Genomic DNA, 16,052 nt, shown 5'->3' with positions numbered 1-16,052 from the left:
TTCGGGAGCTTCGGCTCCCGTTTATTTGAAAAGGATACTTCCGTGAATCTCGCTCCAGATTTAAACCAAGTTCAATGTGTCACGCTACAAAACGCTCAACTCAAAGTGTCTATTTTGACACTGGGCGCTAGCATTCAATCCGTTTATCTAAATGGCTATGAGCATTCTTTAGTATTAGGCTCGCCAAAGCTGACCGATTACCTTCAGGGTGCAAAATACTTTGGTGCGGTAGTCGGACGAGTTGCAAACCGAACTAACAAAGGTCATGCCGTGATTGGCGGTAAAACCTACCAATTACCACCTACTCTGCCAGAAGCTCACCACTTACACGGTGGTCCTGATGGAACAGGCAGCAAAAACTGGTCAATCATCGAACAAACTGACAACATGGTTCAGCTACAAACTACACTTGCTGACGGCGAAATGGGCTATCCAGGTAACATGGTTGTGGATGTATTTTATCGTTTGCTCGATAGCACATTGGAAATGGAAATTACCGCCACTACAGACAAGCTGACAATTTGTAATTTTGCCGGTCACAGCTACGTTAATCTTGACGGCAAAGGCTCTATTTTAGACCATCAACTAAGTATCAAAGCGGATCATTATTTACCTGTTGATGCAGGGCTCATTCCAACAGGAGAAGTCACGCCAACGGCTGGCAGCGCGTTTGATTTTCATCAGCTTCGCACCATCGGTCGTGAAGACTATCCTGAACTGGATACCAACTTCTGCCTATCTCTTGCCAGTAATCGCCCATTACAAACGGTAGCGACTCTGAAAGGCCCAATCACTGGCCTCACATTAAATTATCAGACCACAGAACCGGGCCTACAAGTTTACGACGGTCGTCATATTCGACTAGACGCAGAATCGAATATTAACCAAGGCGCATTAACTGCCTATGCAGGTCTTGCTCTTGAAGCACAACATTGGCCGGATGCGATTAACCAGTCTCACTTTCCACCAATATTACTTGCACCAGAAGATACTTACCGACAAGTTACACGTTATGCATTCAAGTAACTACTGAGTTGAGCCGACATAAAACGAAAAAGGGCTTTCTACAAAAAATGTAGAAAGCCCTTTTTTCAATACAAAATTTTTCAATACAAAAAATTAATTTTCTAACGACACCATAAAAGTGCCTTCAGGCGTCACTGGCAAATATTTCTTATAAAAATCTAAATAGGCTTGCTCAGGATTCAAATCGGAGAATAAATCTGGATACATAGCTTTTGCGTAAAACTCGAACATCGCGGCATCTAAAATGGTGCGGCATGCGCCATGATAAGCTCCGTACAAACGATTGTTTTTTACTGCCGAAATTGAAGACCAACCCAAGCGTTTTTTGTAACCTTCTAAACGTTTACGAGCCTCTGCTTTATCAATGCCCTGCCCCATGATCATAGAATCAAGGACTGCGCCTGTTTCATACCCTGTGATAACAATAACATCAGGATTCGAAGCAATCACTTGCTCAGGGTTTAACTTACCCCACCATTCAACAAATGGCGCAGAGATATTATCGCCACCTGCCATAGTAGAAATGGCTCCCCACATGTTTTTACCAAAGGTAAAACCAAGCTCTTGCACGCCGGAAGCACCAAACTCAGTATACACTTTTGGTTCTGGCAAATTCGCATCAGCTAGACGTTTACTAATGGTCTCGACGGTTTTTTTATACTCGGCTGCGATAGTTGCGGCACGTTTTTCTTGTCCTGTAATCACACCAATTATCTCAGTGCTTTTAACATGACGTTCTACTGTTTGCGCATTGTAATCCACAACAATCACTTTGATACCAGCACTTTCGAGGCGCTCGATATCCGTTCCTAAGGCTTTATATTGCCAATCTGCTAACATCAACACATCAGGGTTCAAGCCAATCACTTTTTCTACCGAAAAAGTTTGCGTGTCTACACGACCAATGGCCGGAATGTCTTGTAAAGATGGACGATGCTTAACATACATTTCCCAGTTAGCCGAACGAGCTTCCCAAATATACCTAGACATACCAACAACCTTGTCGTAAGCGGCTTCCGTGCCAATTGCCATATAGTCTTCAGGATAAAACCCGACAATAACACGTTGAGCTGGCGCATTAAATGTGACATCACGACCAAGGACATCCTTCACCGTTACTTCACCAGCCCAGCTTGCACTCATAAAAAGAGTGAACAGAAGCATTACAAACGACTTAACCATGCTTACACCTTCATTAGTAAATTTGTTCGGTATGATAATCGTTATCACTATATTTTAAAATCAATTCTCTAGTATTTTTACTTATGTGCTAAGTAAATTAATTAGACTATGAATTAGTGCTTAAAAAACCATACTAAAAGCCTAAGAAGATAGACGAAAAAAAGACCACTAAAAAGTGGCCTTTAATCGCTAACTATATCCATAACTCTCGGTTTATTCTGTACGGAATCGAACAACCATTGAATGCAGTTCTTTGCTCAACTGATCCTGTTTCTTACAAAGATCCGCAACATCCCCAGATATACTTGAAACACGATGCGCCGCATCACTAATAGCGCCAATGTTTTCGTTAACACCCTCTGTTACCGCACGCTGTTCTTCAGCAGAAGCCGCCGTTTGCATCGTCATATCACGCATTTGCTTCACAACTTCTTCAATTTGTTCAAAAGAATTAAGCGCCTTATCTGACAGACTAATGGCATTTTCAGATTCCGCTAAACTCGTCACCATAGACTCTGACGCTTGCTTGGTTCTACTAGCAAGCAGCCCCAAAATATTGCTAATTTGTTCTGTAGATTCTTGTGTACGTCCTGCAAGTGTTCGTACTTCGTCAGCCACTACCGCAAAACCTCGGCCTTGTTCACCGGCACGAGCCGCTTCAATAGCCGCGTTCAAGGCCAACAAGTTAGTTTGCTCAGCAATTGCCTGTATGGTTGATAGAATCTGATTAATATTAGTGGTTTCTTTTTGCAACTCAGTAATGATTTGATTCGAATCTTTTAAACGAGCACCTAAACGATTCACGCCTTCAGCACTGCTCTTAAGAAGATTTTTACCCGCGATAGTAGTTTCTAAACCTTTCTCAGAAAACTGAGCAGAATTAGCACAACTTTCAGCAGCTTCATTAGACGCAATCAGCATTTGCTGCCCTGCTTCTGCGATTAACTCAATAGACTGCAATTGATCTGTAGCAGACTGCGCGACTTCGTTGGCTTTAGCTGATGTTTCTGCAGCAATCTTATCGATCTGTATACCTGAGTGCTTAATACCAAGAATGAGTTTACGAGTTGATTCAATAAACTGATTAAACCAGTTAGACAATGTACCTGTTTCATCATTGGTTTTAATGTCAATTTTCGAAGTTAAATCCCCTTCGCCTTCCGCTAGAATACGCAAATGATCCGAAACAGACTCAATCGGAGTAATTAAGCTTTTCGCCATCAAATAAGCAATAAAACCAAAAACGAGTAATAACAAGATGCAAACAACGACCGTTGTTTGAATTAACTCAACAGTACTAGAGTAAATTTCAGTTGCTGGCATTAGACCAACAAACTTCCATTTTAAATTAGGAGAAGTATATACATCAGCATAATAATCTTCGCCATCTAGCTTAAAGTTAATCAAACCAGAAGAGGTTTGAGCGATTTTTTGATACGCATCACCCGTTACCTCACTGATTTTCTTGAAGTTATTATCTGCATGAAGTGCATCAACCAAAATAGTACCGGTATTTTCAATAACCATGATACTACCAGAGTTACCCAGCTTAGTTTTATTCGCCATTTCAGTTAAGGTTTTGATCGATACATCAACCGCAACGACACCGCCAATACTATTACCTTTTTTGTAAGTCCGTACCGCAGACACATAAACCGCATCATCAGGCTCCCAGTAATAGGCATCACGTAAAGCAACCTTACCAGGTGTTTCCATAGCTCTTGTATACCAACCACGTTGCTTCGGATGCCATTCAGCGTATTCATAGGTCCCCGGCCATTCTAAATAACCGTCACTATCATCACCCATATAAACATAAACATAGTTGGGATTGTTTTTACCAATCGCCTCAAACATATTGAATACATCGGCTTCACGACCACCGTTTTGTTCAGCAATTTTGCTCGGTGCTTTTCCTTTAGATTCAAAATAAGTCGTTAATGGTTTTGCATCAGAGACCGTCACAGGGTCACTGTCAGCAATAAAACCAACAACATATTTGATATCATTTACAAATTGATCAAAGGATTTTTCAACGGCACCAAGCGTTTGCCCGCTATTTTTTGAAAAATTCTTCAATGCTTGGTCTGACGCTAGATAGGCAGTTATTGAACTGACAACTAAGACGGGCAACACGGTGGCAATTGAAAAAGCAATCAACAACTTCGTTTTGATTTTCATAGAATTTACCCAAATATTATAATAGCCATATGGATCCAAGAAGGAATTTCTTTATAAATTCACTAGCTGGTAATCAACATTAACTCATAGACTGAAAATGATTATTAATAACCCAAAAACATCATTATTGATGATATTTTATAAAAGACCACAACCAGATACATTTATTCCTTACCACTACTTTATTATCCATATACATCGATAAAATACTGCATTAGAGGCGTATAAACCATAGAAAATTTCAAAATGTAACGATTATGAAAAGAGTATAGAAAAAATCTATTTTAGAGAGATAAAGCTTATGAAAAAGAGGAGGATGAAAATCTTATTATGAAGTAATAAAACTCATACAAGCTTATTACTTCATAACTAAAATTTATTGATAGACATGAAGCTTATATTTCAAAAAAGCTAATGTTAACCAAATGCAGCCATGACAGTAGAGACTTCTGGCAAAACAGTCGTGTTGTCTTTTTGCATTTCGGTACAAAGATCTTTTACGAACGGAGTTTGCTCTGGATATGACTGCAACCAAGACAGCACAGCGGACTGTACTTGTGCCAAACTTTGCTCTTGAGTAACGGGCGCTCCTAACGCGATGAGTCTTTCTTTAAAATCGACTTCGTCGACCAAATCTACAATCATCATATTGCATACCTATAAACAAACAATTTGTTCAATCAATAACCAATGGGACATATAGCTTATACCTAAATGAGCACTTAGCGAACCACTTTCTCTTCTAATAAAAGATCAAAGATAGCTTGTGCTTTCTCTGCCGCTGTTTCGTCCTTCATTATTTTACCACCTCCGCCAACTGGTTTCGCTGTCGCTGCTTTCATTCGATCTGCAGCAGTCTTTGCTTTCACTACTTTTAAACGTTTAGGACGAGGTTTGGCTATGTTGATTTGCCATTGGCTCGCAGCTTCATCAACAACTCTTTCTAAGGTCAGCACTTTAAAATCAGCTCTCAGTCCTGGACCAAATGCCGTTTGCCGTGCCTCTTGCGCTGCATTGTCAACACTGGCAATAAAAGGTAATTTGACTATCACCGCACGGCGTTGACCACGGGGCAAGGCTAAAAGCACTTCAGCTTCCCCCTCTTTTATATTCAATATTTCTGCCACACGAGGCACTAAAGGCCAACCTAATTGCTCGGCCAATAAATACGGCAACATTCCAGACGACTCGCCGCTTTCTGCGCGAACGCCAGTGAGCACCACATCAATATGCTTGTCCTTTAAAAATGAGACAAGCGCAGGCAGAGCATCACAATCACTCTCTTGTGCCAATACGGTTAACGAAGGTAATCCCATTCCTGCGTATTGTCGGAGAACAGGCTCTTGTGCATTACCAGCGTGAACTACAGTTAATGTGTTACCAGCAAGATTTAAGCCTAACTCTACCGCCCGTCCATCTTGTTCAGCACGACGAGCACGACCTGATTGAGGATGACGCCCTACCGAAACCAAAGAAACCACATTGATATTAGGCAGCATCGCTTTTCTCCTCTTGGCTTTTAGATAAGGAATATTGCTGAGCAAGCTTAGTAAGTTCTTCTAATATGGCTTCGCTATCGGCAATCACCGCCAAATCGGCACGCTTCACCATGTCACAACCAGCATCTGTATTAATAGCAACCACCTTATCGCACTGCCCGATACCCTGCATGTGTTGAATTGCACCAGAAATACCCACCGCCAAATATACCCGAGCGGTAACCCAAGTCCCCGACGCGCCCACTTGACGAGACCTAGGCATAAAGCCATCATCAACCGCAACACGGCTGGCCCCCTCGGTCGCGCCAAGTGCGGCTGCTGCCGAATGGAATTGATCCCAATTATGAATACCATTACCTGCTGACAAAATAAACTCCGCCTCTGCCAAAGGTACAGCGTTAGAGTCCACCTCGATTTGCCCTTTATCAAGCAAGCAAGAACCCGATGGAACAACAAACTCTTCCGACAAATCTAGCGGTAAAACCTGATGCCGAGTATCTTCGATAGCATTCGCGCACTCTTCCATGAGCATTAAAATACGTGGAGTTTCTCGTCGAATGTCCTGACTACCTGATGCACCACGACTCACGGTAGTTGATGCAGTCACTAGCCATGCTTGCGCAGCGGGTCGTTCACCCAATTTAGCAGCTAAACGACTCGCTAAATCACTTCCGCCATGAACACTATCTGGAAATAGCCAATGTTCTGGTCGATACTGAGTTTCGATCTGTATCAAGGCAGCCACTCTCACTTCTGGCGCGAAACCTTCAAACTCGTCAGCCGATAAATGAATCAAGCGATCCACACCCGCCAAATCAAACTGAGTTTCTTTGCTCTCGCCAAAGCACACCAAAACGACCGCTGTGTTCTGATTTCCTTCAGTCACTAGCTGATGAGCCAAGCCCAGAATATCTTTGTCATGACTGGTCAAACGTCCACCGATCATATCCGCCACCACCATGATGTAAGCATCTGGCTTGTCGACGATATGCAACGGCAGCTGTGTTTCTTTCGCTTCGCCAGACCGTTTTTTACTATTAAGTCCTGCAGAATACAGGTTCGCCCTATCAATACGCTTAATGCCATTCGGGCCAATAAAGCCAATAACATGAGGATTCTTACGCAACAAACCCGATGGTCCACGAATTTCACCTTGTCCGGCAGAAACCACACTACTATGCAAAGGATGCAAACGATTTCGAGCAATCCACTCAGTTCTTGGATCTCTGCGTAGCAGGTTATCTAAAGAGCTGTCTTTTGAAGAAAAATGACTCATCAGTGTGTCTCCTCAATTGACTGCCTATCAATTAACTGACCTGCCAAAATTTCTGCAATATCTTTTACAACGGGTCTTGGTTCTACCACGCCTTCCAACATAGCAGTACATTGTTGGCAACCTACAGCCACCATATCTGCACCTGTACTGATAACGTCTTCCATGCGCATATCAGCAATACGACGTTCGCCAGGAATGTCAGTTATTGGCGCGCCACCGCCGCCGCCACAACACCGTGAGCGATAACCAGAGCGTTCCATTTCAGCCACTTCAATTCCCAAACTCGCCAACAGCTCACGAGGCGCTTCGTACTCGCCGTTATAACGTCCCAAATAACAAGGATCGTGATAAGTCACCTTGCCGCCTTTGAAGGTATCCAGCTGCAAACGGCCATCTTTCACTAACTGATTTAGGAAAGTCGTATGGTGTAAAACTTCTACGTTCTGTAGAGCATCAGAGCCAAAATCACCGTATTCATTTTTCAAACAATGGAAGGCATGAGGATCAGTCGTCACAATCTTGTTGAACTGATATTTCGACAAGGTCGCTAAGTTACGTTTTGCTAAGCTTTGGAAAGTAGCGTCATCGCCCAAACGACGGGCAACGTCGCCACTGTCTAATTCTTCATCTCCCAAAATAGCGACATCAACATTGGCGGCTTTCATCAACTTCACAAATGCTCGAAGAATCCGCTGGCTGCGCATATCAAAAGCACCGTCAGACACCCAAAACAATACATCCGCTTGTTTCACATCTTTCATCAGATTCAAGTTTTGATCCGCAGCCCAATGGGTTCGGCTCGCTGGCGAGTAACCATTCGGATTATCCGTAGCGATTATGTTTTCGAGTACTTGCGCGCCTTTGTTCGGCGTGTCGCCTTTTTCCAGTGTCAAGAAACGGCGCATATCGACGATGGCATCCACGTGCTCGATCATCATTGGGCACTCTTCCACACAAGCTCGGCAAGTAGTACACGACCAAAGCGTATCTGGATGGATCAAACCGTCAGTAATGATTTGATTCGGCGCGCCTTTCGCATTGCCTACTTCAACATTAGGGTAAGGGCTGCCAGCATAGTTTTCGTCTGTGCCACCAGCAAAACCCACCACCATATCTTGAATAAGCTTTTTAGGGTTCAATGGCTGACCCGCAGCAAACGCAGGACAAACCGCTTCGCAACGACCACATTGCACACAAGCATCAAAACCTAATAACTGATTCCATTTAAAATCCGTTGGTTTCGCCACACCATGTGACGTTTCACCTAAAACAGCAGGTTTTAAACCAGTAGAACGTCCACCACCAAAGCGCTCTGGACGACGATGAAGGGCAAGGTGTAACGCACCCGCAAAAGCGTGCTTCATCGGCCCGCCCCACGTCATGCCAAACAGCATTTCACTGAGACTCATTAAGATCAAAGCTGACAAGACTAAAGTAAGCAGCCAACCACCAAAGCCCTCCGGTAGCACACCAGCAGCAGGCAAGGTCAGCACAAAAAAGGTGATCGAAAAGGTCAGCAAGCTTTTAGGCAAGCGCATCCACGGCCCTTTAGAAAGGCGCGAAGGCGGATTCAAACGACGCTTATAAACGAAAAGTGCACCGCAAAACATCATAACCAAAGCCGCTAATAACGCCCACGCCAGAATCTTGCTATCGATGCCAAACAGGTGAACAAACACCACCAGCACCATCGCCAATACAAAACCGCCGCCCGTCGCCACGTGGGTGCGAGATATATACTTATCCCGATCAACCACGTGATGAAGGTCATGCAGATAGCGTTTCGGCATTGCCAGCAAGCCCGCTAGAATATCGACTTTTTCAGCCTGCCCTGCACGCCATAAGTTCATACGGCGAACTGCACCAATTCCGGCGAGCACAAGCAGAACACCTATCAAAGTTGGAGGTAACCAATCAAGCATCATGATCTATTACTCCTACAAATCCTTGCAGAGGCGCAAAGCGTCATACATTGCGGCGTGAACATTACGCTGCGACACACCATCACCCAAACGCCACAAGATCATGCCTTCACCATTCTGATCATTCAGAACTGGTTGAGGTTTCACATCGAACAACGCTTCGTTATCAATCTGCCCTTTATTGCGCGAACTGGCTTTCAAAGCGTAATACAAGTCTTCATTTGGACGAGTGCCGTTTTCGACGACTACCTGATCCACCACACGCTCTTCTTTTTGTGCTGTGTATTCATTCTCAAGCACAGCGACCAGCTTGCCGTCTTCTCGGTAGACTTTGTCGAGCAACATGTCCGAGGTCATAATGACTTCTTTCTCGTACAAGGAACGGTAATAGGTCGGGAACGTCGTACCACCAATACCAACACCGGGTTTGATATCGTCAGTTACCAATTCTACTAGCGAGCCTTTGGAAGCCAAGTAATCCGCCGCCGACATGCCTGAAAACTCACAAATCGTGTCGTAAACCAAGACGTTTTTACCCGGTTCGACCTTACCGCTGAGAATATCCCAAGTGGACACCACCAAACCTTCTGCTGCGCCCCATTCTGGATTTTGCTCCAAGAAAGGACGACCACCCATGGCCAAAATACAAATATCTGGATTGAGTTCTTTAATCATCTCTTCGCTGGCGGCGGTGCCTAAACGCACCTCCACACCCAAACGCTCAATTTCCATGACCAACCAACGAGTGATACCGGCGATTTGATCACGCTGTGGCGCTTTGGCTGCTAACACCAATTGCCCACCAAGCTCGTCTGCTTTGTCGATCAAGGTCACTTTATGACCTCGTTCTGCGGCAACACGAGCGGCTTCTAATCCTCCTGGGCCACCGCCAACCACAACAACATTGCGAATTACACCTGTGGTTTTTTCAATGATATGTGGCAACCCCATGTATTCACGAGATGTCGCGACGTTTTGAATGCACAAGACATCCAAGCCTTGATACTGACGGTCGATACAATAGTTCGCGCCAACACACTGACGGATTTGATCGACCTGATCCATTTTGATCTTGGCGATAAAATGCGGATCAGCCATGTGAGCACGAGTCATACCAACAAAGTCCACATAACCGGCTTCTATAATACGTTTGGCTTGGTTCGGATCCTTGATGTTTTGTGCATGAATAACAGGCACTTTCACCACTTCTTTGATGCCCGCCGCTAAATATAAGAAAGGCTCTGGTGGATAGCTCATGTTTGGAATCACGTTTGCCAAAGTATTGTGCGTGTCGCAACCAGAACCCACAACACCAAAATAATCCAACATATTTGTCGCATCGTAATACTGAGCAATCTTTTTCATTTCTTCGTGGCCTAAGCCATCAGGATGAAATTCATCACCTGTGATACGCATACCAACAGCAAAATCAGGCCCAACTTCAGCGCGCACGGCTTTTAATACTTCCATGCCGAACTTCATGCGACCCTCAAAGGTGCCGCCCCATTCGTCGGTGCGTTTGTTAACTCGTGGCGACCAAAACTGATCGATCAAATGCTGGTGAACTGCAGACAACTCGACGCCATCCAAACCACCTTCTTTGGCACGACGCGCTGCTTGGGCGAAATCACCAATGATGCGCCACATTTCTTCAACTTCGATAGTTTTGCAAGTCGCACGGTGAACAGGCTCACGAATACCAGAAGGCGACATCAGGTTTGGCCAATTTTCACCATCCCAACGAGAACGACGTCCCATGTGAGTAATTTGAATCATGATCTTACCGCCGTGCTTATGCACTGCATCGGCAAGATTTTGGAAATGAGGAATAATGCGATCAGTCGATAAATTGACCGAGCTCCACCAACTTTGTGGACTGTCGATAGACACCACACTGGAACCACCGCAAATACACAAGCCACAACCGCCTTTGGCTTTTTCTTCGTAATACTTCACATAGCGGTCTGTCGTCATACCGCCATCAGTAGCATACACCTCAGCATGAGCCGTACTGACAATACGATTGCGGATGGTTAATTTATTAATGTTAAGTGGCTCGAACAACGCATCATACTGGGACATAGTAACCCTGCCTAAAAAACTACAGACTGAAAAACAAATAACGACGTTACGAATGCAATAGTCGTAACCCTATAAAGGAGTGACTTGAAAATAACCGACGTCAACACCCTCTTCCGCCGCACTTTGGGTTTGAATCGCTTTAGTTCGAGTCGCCAAACCTTTGCTTTCTAAGATCTGATCCAACGCGCCAGCAAACCAACCCGTAAACATATAATCCACCTTGCGGTTAACTTTCTTACCGTGGATTTTTTCGTAGTGATAAACAAAGGCCGAGTTTTCCAAGCGCACTTTTGCCGTGCCTTTTTCGATGTCTAATTCTTCGGTAATAAAAAAGCCCCAACCGCGCTGCGATAGGCGTTTCAAATAATGGTGCCAAATCTCCTCGCCATAAATACCATGGCATTCGGACTCTTGTTCACACCAAAAATACGCTGACTTATAACCCGCTTTATAAAGGATCTCGGCATAACACTCGGCACCAATCTCGTCTTCAATCCCCATGTGGTTATTAACAAAGAAGTGACGCGGCACATACAGCATTGGCAGCGCATCCGTCGTCCAAACACCCGTTTCATCATCAACAACAATTGGCATTTCTGGCGCATGAGAACTCATATCTAATTCCTTTAATTCTTTTCGTTAAGATCAAATACTGCAAAGCGTTACGAGCATAGTCGATTGACTATTCCCCCCAGACTTCCTGCAAAAGGTTCACCCAATTCTCACCCATAATCTTCACCACCTGACGTTCACTAAAACCATGCTTCAACAAGGCTTCGGTCAAATTAGGGAAGTCGCCAACGGTGCGCATACCAAGTGGATTAATAATCTCGCCAAAGCGCGTTAGACGGCGGGCATAACCTTTGTCGTGGGTTAGGTATTCGAAGAAGTCGTAACCGTGACCTTGAGTAAAGTCAGTGCCGATACCAATCGCATCTTCACCAACAATGTTGTAGATGTATTTAATGGCCTCCACGTAATCGTCTATGGTGGCGTTAATTCCAGCTTTTAAGAAAGGAGCGAACATGGTGACACCAACAAAACCGCCGTTGTCGGCAATAAACTTAAGCTCTTCGTCGGTGCGGTTACGTGGGTGTTCTTTCAAACCCGCAGGCAAACAATGGGAATACGCCACAGGCTTTTTCGATTCGATGATGACTTCTTTCGCGGTATTTGGCCCAACGTGAGATAAATCACACAACATACCAACACGGTTCATCTCTGCCACAATCTCACGACCATAGCCAGACAAACCACCGTCGCGTTCATAACAGCCCGTGCCAACCAAGTTTTGCGTGTTGTAGCACATCTGCACAATGCCCACGCCAAGGTCTTTAAAAATCTGAACGTATCCAATTTGATCTTCAAACGCATGGGCATTTTGAAAGCCCATCATGACGCCGGTTTTGCCTTCGGCTTTCGCGCGGTGAATGTCTTTTGTCGTGTAAACCTTAGTCAGCAAATCACTGTTAGCTTCGATCAGCTGATTCATCTCAACCACATTGCGAACCGTTCCTTCGAAGTTTTCCCAAAACGACACAGTGCAATTCGCCGCTGTCAGCTTGCCCTTCGCCATGTCTTCGAATAACTCGCGATTCCACTTCGCACAAATCAAACCGTCAATAATAATGGACTTGTCGTGTAGCTCTGCTGCGTTCATTGTTTTTCCTTACCTGTTGGGTAAAACATAATGAACTCAGTGTAATTTTTCGCTACAAGTGGGAGGTGGCTGGAAACGACTAGAGGTAGACTAAAAGCGACTAACCGTCTTTGGGTTATCTATGCGGGTTCCATTCAAACGCTTTATATTCATAACCTTTATTCCGCCCTGCTGGGCGTGTAACTTTTTGCTAGCGCCCAAAAAGTAACCAAAAATTCGCTTTAAGATCTTTAGTGCCTGATTTTTTCATAGGTTCATGATTGTTACCTACGCTCGTTATATCGTAAGGCATAGATTATTTTTGGTGTTTTTAGGAAGGGTATTTTTAACTGACTCTGAAACTCCATAAAGTCGCGCAACGCTGTTGCGTCGAACTAACTTCATCGGGATTTCAAGCGCAGAAGGTAACGTTTACTAATCACTAAGTCCCTTCCCCTTTTGTTTTCAAGGGGAAGGCGGAGGATGGGGTTAATCTCTTCTAATAGCTTGATAGCTAGTGCTATTTCTTAACGATTAAGTCTTCGAGTTTCAATCCGGTGGCTTTTTGGATGCTGCGCCATAGGTAATAGAAGATTGCCATTAACATGATCATCGATGGAATAGCGATCATTGGATAGCTGTATAACGTCATCTGTCCTAGTTCTTCATTAAAGGCTTCGGTTCCCGCTGGGCTGGTGACGATCCATTTAGCCAAGACGTAATTCATTGTCGCTGAGAAGGCAAAAGAGCCAGCAATAAAGTACGTGGCTTTCATTAAGCGGTTTTCAAACATTGCGGTGCTATTGTTCTCTTCTAACTTTTGCTTGATAGTGTCAACGTCCATGATCGCCGCATTGAAGAACATGGCTCGCACCAAAGGATAAGGCGTAAAAGTCGATATCAAAACCGCAATACCAATGATAGCTGGAATAGAGGCTTCTTTAATCGCTAACCATTTATTGTCCAACTCAAACAAGCCAATACTGCCCGTCAGCAACACACTCACCAAACCTAACAAGGCAATGAAGTTGAACTTTCGATACTTCACTAACTCAAAAAGCCCCCAACCAAGAGGAAACGCCAGCGCGGCAATTAAACCACCTGTCGTACCTAACTTATCTTCACCACTCAACTTCATTAAAATTAACGATGGCAAGATAACACTAACAATAAGGTCAACCATCGGACGTGGCTTGTGTGTAGGATAGCTATTCATAATTTTCAGGTTCCAACTTAAGTTCAAATTCTAATGGCGACTATCATAAAGGAAAAATACGCATGGAAGTGAATAGACAGTGATTTTTGGCAGAAGTGCCAGAGGTTTTGTGGATTTCATCCTTCTTTGGTTCCATTCGAATGCTTTGTATTCCCGACCTTTATTCCGCCCCGCTGGGCGTGTGACTTTTGCCAAACGATGCAAACGTTCCCTTAAAAGAAAAGCAAAAAATCTTTTATCGGGCTTTCAGCCCAAACGTTTCATTCACTCTGTTTAGCGTTAAGCTTAGCAAGACGATGTTTTTCGTAAGGCATAGAATGCTGTTGATGCTCTTAAGAAGGGTATTTTTAACTGACTCTGAAACTCCATAAAGTCGCGCACATCAGCGGCCGAAACAGAGCGAAGAGGCGTTAAGCCCATCCCAGCCCGCATGTTTTTCGAACGAATACTACGCTGTGTTAACTTTCTTGATTGCAAGCCAGCTGTAGACAAGATAACTCACACTCTTTTCTACAACCCTTTAATTAAATCTTGAATAGTATCAGGCTCAAAAAATTTCTTGTTGATCTCACCATCCACTATAAATCCTTCGCTCAACAACTCACCCAATTTTCTCTCCGCTTCTCTATCGAACATCCCAGGGTAAATTCTTTTGTAGGCATTGAACGTAGCTATCAGCTTGCGGTAAGCTTCGTCTGCCATAGGCATGGAAATGGACTCACCTGAATTGAATACAGGAATGAAAATCTCCAATATATCGTTTTTTAGTTTTTGCTTAAGCTTTCTATGGTCCAATATTTTAGAAAACAACAAACCTAAAAGAAATGTCAGAATTCCAGGAATCCAGCCATTCATAAGCCCATTAAGCGATATCTTCCACCAAACTATGTCATTAACAAAAAAATCCATTACACCTACTCGTAACTAAAACTATAAGCAATACTGACTCGGGCTACTTAACAAAAGATAACTAACATGTTATCCATCATAAAATGGACACATTCTTGCTAGCTTTTTCTTATCAATCTTCTTTGTGGTTTTGTTTCATAGCTCTATCTTCAATCAATTTTTTTAAAGGGGAGTTACTCGGATATAAAACCTTAGCACAAGGAATATCAAGGGCTGCAGGATCAAGATGAGAATCTTGATCGTCAAAGAAAATATGCGGTTTAAAAGCTTTTAAAAAACGACTCTTTTCAAGACCTCCTAAGAAAAATGCTTGATCTATATAAACATTCCATGCTCTTAGTGTTTTTATTACTCTCATTTCAGCTGGGCTATTTCTAGCAGTCATTATCACCAATTTAACAGGCGAGTACTCAATTCGGCCAGGTAAACGCTCCTGAACTTTTGATAATTTTTTTAATAAATTAGCGTAAGGTCCCTCTAATAGAGGTATATCTTGATCTTCATCTTCTGTGGACCAAAATTTACCTAATCCTTCAGTTTGATTAACAATTTCACTTGCCTCATTAAATAAAACAGCATCTGCATCAAATGCAAACCTTACTTGTTTTTCATCAAGAGAATGAACATCCTTCGGAGGGGCTTTGACTAATGCCGAAGCACAAACCTTACTATCTATAACATCCTGAGCGTCTTCTTCATTTGTGGTTAAAAATAGATCTACATAAAAAGCCTCCAAATAACTGGAGCTTTTTTCACCAGCTAAGAAAGCAGATCGAGTAATTGGTAATTTACGTCTTCGAATTTCCTTTAAAACACGAAAGCCTGTTTCTGGGCTATTTCGAGATATAACAACAACTTCAACGATTGGAGCTTCACTCGGATCTGTTAAAAAAGTATTTAAATTTAACAATGCTTTAACAAGAGGCATACCTGTACCAGCCTCCAGCGTATCATTTTCCTTTTCTAACATATATTTTCTATATTCATCAATCGCTGAGTCAGGATCAGATTTTAATTTTTCTTTAAATTTTCTATCCGCTTCTGACAAATCAAAAAGAGCTGTGGCCGATATACCTATAACTAAAGTATCTGATAATTCAACTGGCATAAATAATTCCTT

Annotated in this window: 14 protein-coding genes; 1 reads left to right on the top strand and 13 read right to left on the bottom strand. The window is 43.4% G+C overall.

Annotated elements, in window-relative coordinates:
* Nucleotides 1-42 precede the first annotated feature (42 nt).
* Complete coding sequence (locus tag CCS02_RS05995) at nucleotides 43-1,026, top strand: aldose epimerase family protein (protein ID WP_100185630.1); 984 nt, start codon at nucleotides 43-45, stop codon at nucleotides 1,024-1,026.
* 93 nt (nucleotides 1,027-1,119) lie between these two features.
* On the opposite strand, the gene CCS02_RS05990 is transcribed toward CCS02_RS05995, so the two are convergent.
* The 13 genes from CCS02_RS05990 to CCS02_RS05935 all read right to left on the bottom strand — a co-directional run bounded on the left by CCS02_RS05990 (nucleotide 1,120) and on the right by CCS02_RS05935 (nucleotide 16,040).
* Complete coding sequence (locus CCS02_RS05990; RefSeq protein WP_072840482.1) at nucleotides 1,120-2,208, bottom strand: ABC transporter substrate-binding protein; 1,089 nt, start codon at nucleotides 2,206-2,208, stop codon at nucleotides 1,120-1,122.
* Between the two features lie 213 nt (nucleotides 2,209-2,421).
* Nucleotides 2,422-4,389, bottom strand: a complete 1,968-nt coding sequence (locus tag CCS02_RS05985; RefSeq protein WP_100185744.1) for a methyl-accepting chemotaxis protein — start codon at nucleotides 4,387-4,389, stop codon at nucleotides 2,422-2,424.
* 417 nt (nucleotides 4,390-4,806) lie between these two features.
* Nucleotides 4,807-5,037 (bottom strand): hypothetical protein, encoded by a 231-nt coding sequence (locus CCS02_RS05980; protein ID WP_072840481.1) that lies wholly within the window; start codon nucleotides 5,035-5,037, stop codon nucleotides 4,807-4,809.
* 74 nt (nucleotides 5,038-5,111) lie between these two features.
* Nucleotides 5,112-5,888 (bottom strand): electron transfer flavoprotein subunit beta, encoded by a 777-nt coding sequence (gene etfB / locus CCS02_RS05975; protein ID WP_072840480.1) that lies wholly within the window; start codon nucleotides 5,886-5,888, stop codon nucleotides 5,112-5,114.
* A complete protein-coding gene (etfA, locus tag CCS02_RS05970) occupies nucleotides 5,878-7,164 on the bottom strand; it encodes an electron transfer flavoprotein subunit alpha (protein ID WP_100185633.1) in 1,287 nt (428 codons plus the stop codon). Before etfA ends, etfB begins: the two co-directional genes overlap by 11 nt.
* The gene (locus CCS02_RS05965; RefSeq protein WP_100185634.1) at nucleotides 7,164-9,089 is read right to left on the bottom strand and encodes a (Fe-S)-binding protein; all 1,926 of its coding nucleotides are present in this window, start codon (nucleotides 9,087-9,089) and stop codon (nucleotides 7,164-7,166) included. The genes etfA and CCS02_RS05965 overlap by 1 nt, the downstream gene beginning before the upstream one ends.
* A 12-nt stretch (nucleotides 9,090-9,101) precedes the next feature.
* On the bottom strand, nucleotides 9,102-11,168 hold the full coding sequence (gene dgcA, locus CCS02_RS05960) for a dimethylglycine demethylation protein DgcA (RefSeq protein ID WP_072840477.1): 2,067 nt from the start codon (nucleotides 11,166-11,168) through the stop codon (nucleotides 9,102-9,104).
* Between the two features lie 69 nt (nucleotides 11,169-11,237).
* Nucleotides 11,238-11,783, bottom strand: coding sequence for a DUF5943 domain-containing protein (locus tag CCS02_RS05955; protein WP_100636093.1), 546 nt, complete (start codon nucleotides 11,781-11,783; stop codon nucleotides 11,238-11,240).
* Between the two features lie 67 nt (nucleotides 11,784-11,850).
* Nucleotides 11,851-12,828: a dipeptidase gene (locus CCS02_RS05950; RefSeq protein WP_100636092.1), complete on the bottom strand. Its 978-nt coding sequence runs from the start codon at nucleotides 12,826-12,828 to the stop codon at nucleotides 11,851-11,853.
* 499 nt (nucleotides 12,829-13,327) lie between these two features.
* Nucleotides 13,328-14,023, bottom strand: coding sequence for a VC0807 family protein (locus CCS02_RS05945; RefSeq protein ID WP_100636091.1), 696 nt, complete (start codon nucleotides 14,021-14,023; stop codon nucleotides 13,328-13,330).
* A 285-nt stretch (nucleotides 14,024-14,308) separates the two neighbouring features.
* Nucleotides 14,309-14,515 (bottom strand): hypothetical protein, encoded by a 207-nt coding sequence (locus CCS02_RS22140; protein WP_157789856.1) that lies wholly within the window; start codon nucleotides 14,513-14,515, stop codon nucleotides 14,309-14,311.
* 18 nt (nucleotides 14,516-14,533) lie between these two features.
* Nucleotides 14,534-14,932 (bottom strand): hypothetical protein, encoded by a 399-nt coding sequence (locus CCS02_RS05940; protein WP_100636090.1) that lies wholly within the window; start codon nucleotides 14,930-14,932, stop codon nucleotides 14,534-14,536.
* 112 nt (nucleotides 14,933-15,044) lie between these two features.
* Complete coding sequence (locus CCS02_RS05935; protein ID WP_100636089.1) at nucleotides 15,045-16,040, bottom strand: 5'-nucleotidase; 996 nt, start codon at nucleotides 16,038-16,040, stop codon at nucleotides 15,045-15,047.
* Nucleotides 16,041-16,052: the final 12 nt, after the last annotated feature.

It is taken from the genome of Marinomonas sp. ef1, from assembly GCF_002806845.1.
GTDB classification, from domain to species: domain Bacteria; phylum Pseudomonadota; class Gammaproteobacteria; order Pseudomonadales; family Marinomonadaceae; genus Marinomonas; species Marinomonas polaris.
The sequence above is the reverse complement of the archived record's forward strand: the minus strand, read 5'-3'. Positions and strand labels throughout refer to the sequence as shown.

What these genes read in the sequence shown, in the direction of transcription:
- dgcA (WP_072840477.1), bottom strand. Translation starts at nt 11,168, where the DNA reads ATGTCCCAGTATGATGCGTTGTTCGAGCCACTTAACATTAATAAATTA.
- etfA (WP_100185633.1), bottom strand. Translation starts at nt 7,164, where the DNA reads ATGAGTCATTTTTCTTCAAAAGACAGCTCTTTAGATAACCTGCTACGC.
- etfB (WP_072840480.1), bottom strand. Translation starts at nt 5,888, where the DNA reads ATGCTGCCTAATATCAATGTGGTTTCTTTGGTTTCGGTAGGGCGTCAT.
- CCS02_RS05940 (WP_100636090.1), bottom strand. Translation starts at nt 14,932, where the DNA reads ATGGATTTTTTTGTTAATGACATAGTTTGGTGGAAGATATCGCTTAAT.
- CCS02_RS05950 (WP_100636092.1), bottom strand. Translation starts at nt 12,828, where the DNA reads ATGAACGCAGCAGAGCTACACGACAAGTCCATTATTATTGACGGTTTG.
- CCS02_RS05990 (WP_072840482.1), bottom strand. Translation starts at nt 2,208, where the DNA reads ATGGTTAAGTCGTTTGTAATGCTTCTGTTCACTCTTTTTATGAGTGCA.
- CCS02_RS05985 (WP_100185744.1), bottom strand. Translation starts at nt 4,389, where the DNA reads ATGAAAATCAAAACGAAGTTGTTGATTGCTTTTTCAATTGCCACCGTG.
- CCS02_RS05945 (WP_100636091.1), bottom strand. Translation starts at nt 14,023, where the DNA reads ATGAATAGCTATCCTACACACAAGCCACGTCCGATGGTTGACCTTATT.
- CCS02_RS05965 (WP_100185634.1), bottom strand. Translation starts at nt 9,089, where the DNA reads ATGATGCTTGATTGGTTACCTCCAACTTTGATAGGTGTTCTGCTTGTG.
- CCS02_RS05955 (WP_100636093.1), bottom strand. Translation starts at nt 11,783, where the DNA reads ATGAGTTCTCATGCGCCAGAAATGCCAATTGTTGTTGATGATGAAACG.
- CCS02_RS05935 (WP_100636089.1), bottom strand. Translation starts at nt 16,040, where the DNA reads ATGCCAGTTGAATTATCAGATACTTTAGTTATAGGTATATCGGCCACA.
- CCS02_RS05980 (WP_072840481.1), bottom strand. Translation starts at nt 5,037, where the DNA reads ATGATGATTGTAGATTTGGTCGACGAAGTCGATTTTAAAGAAAGACTC.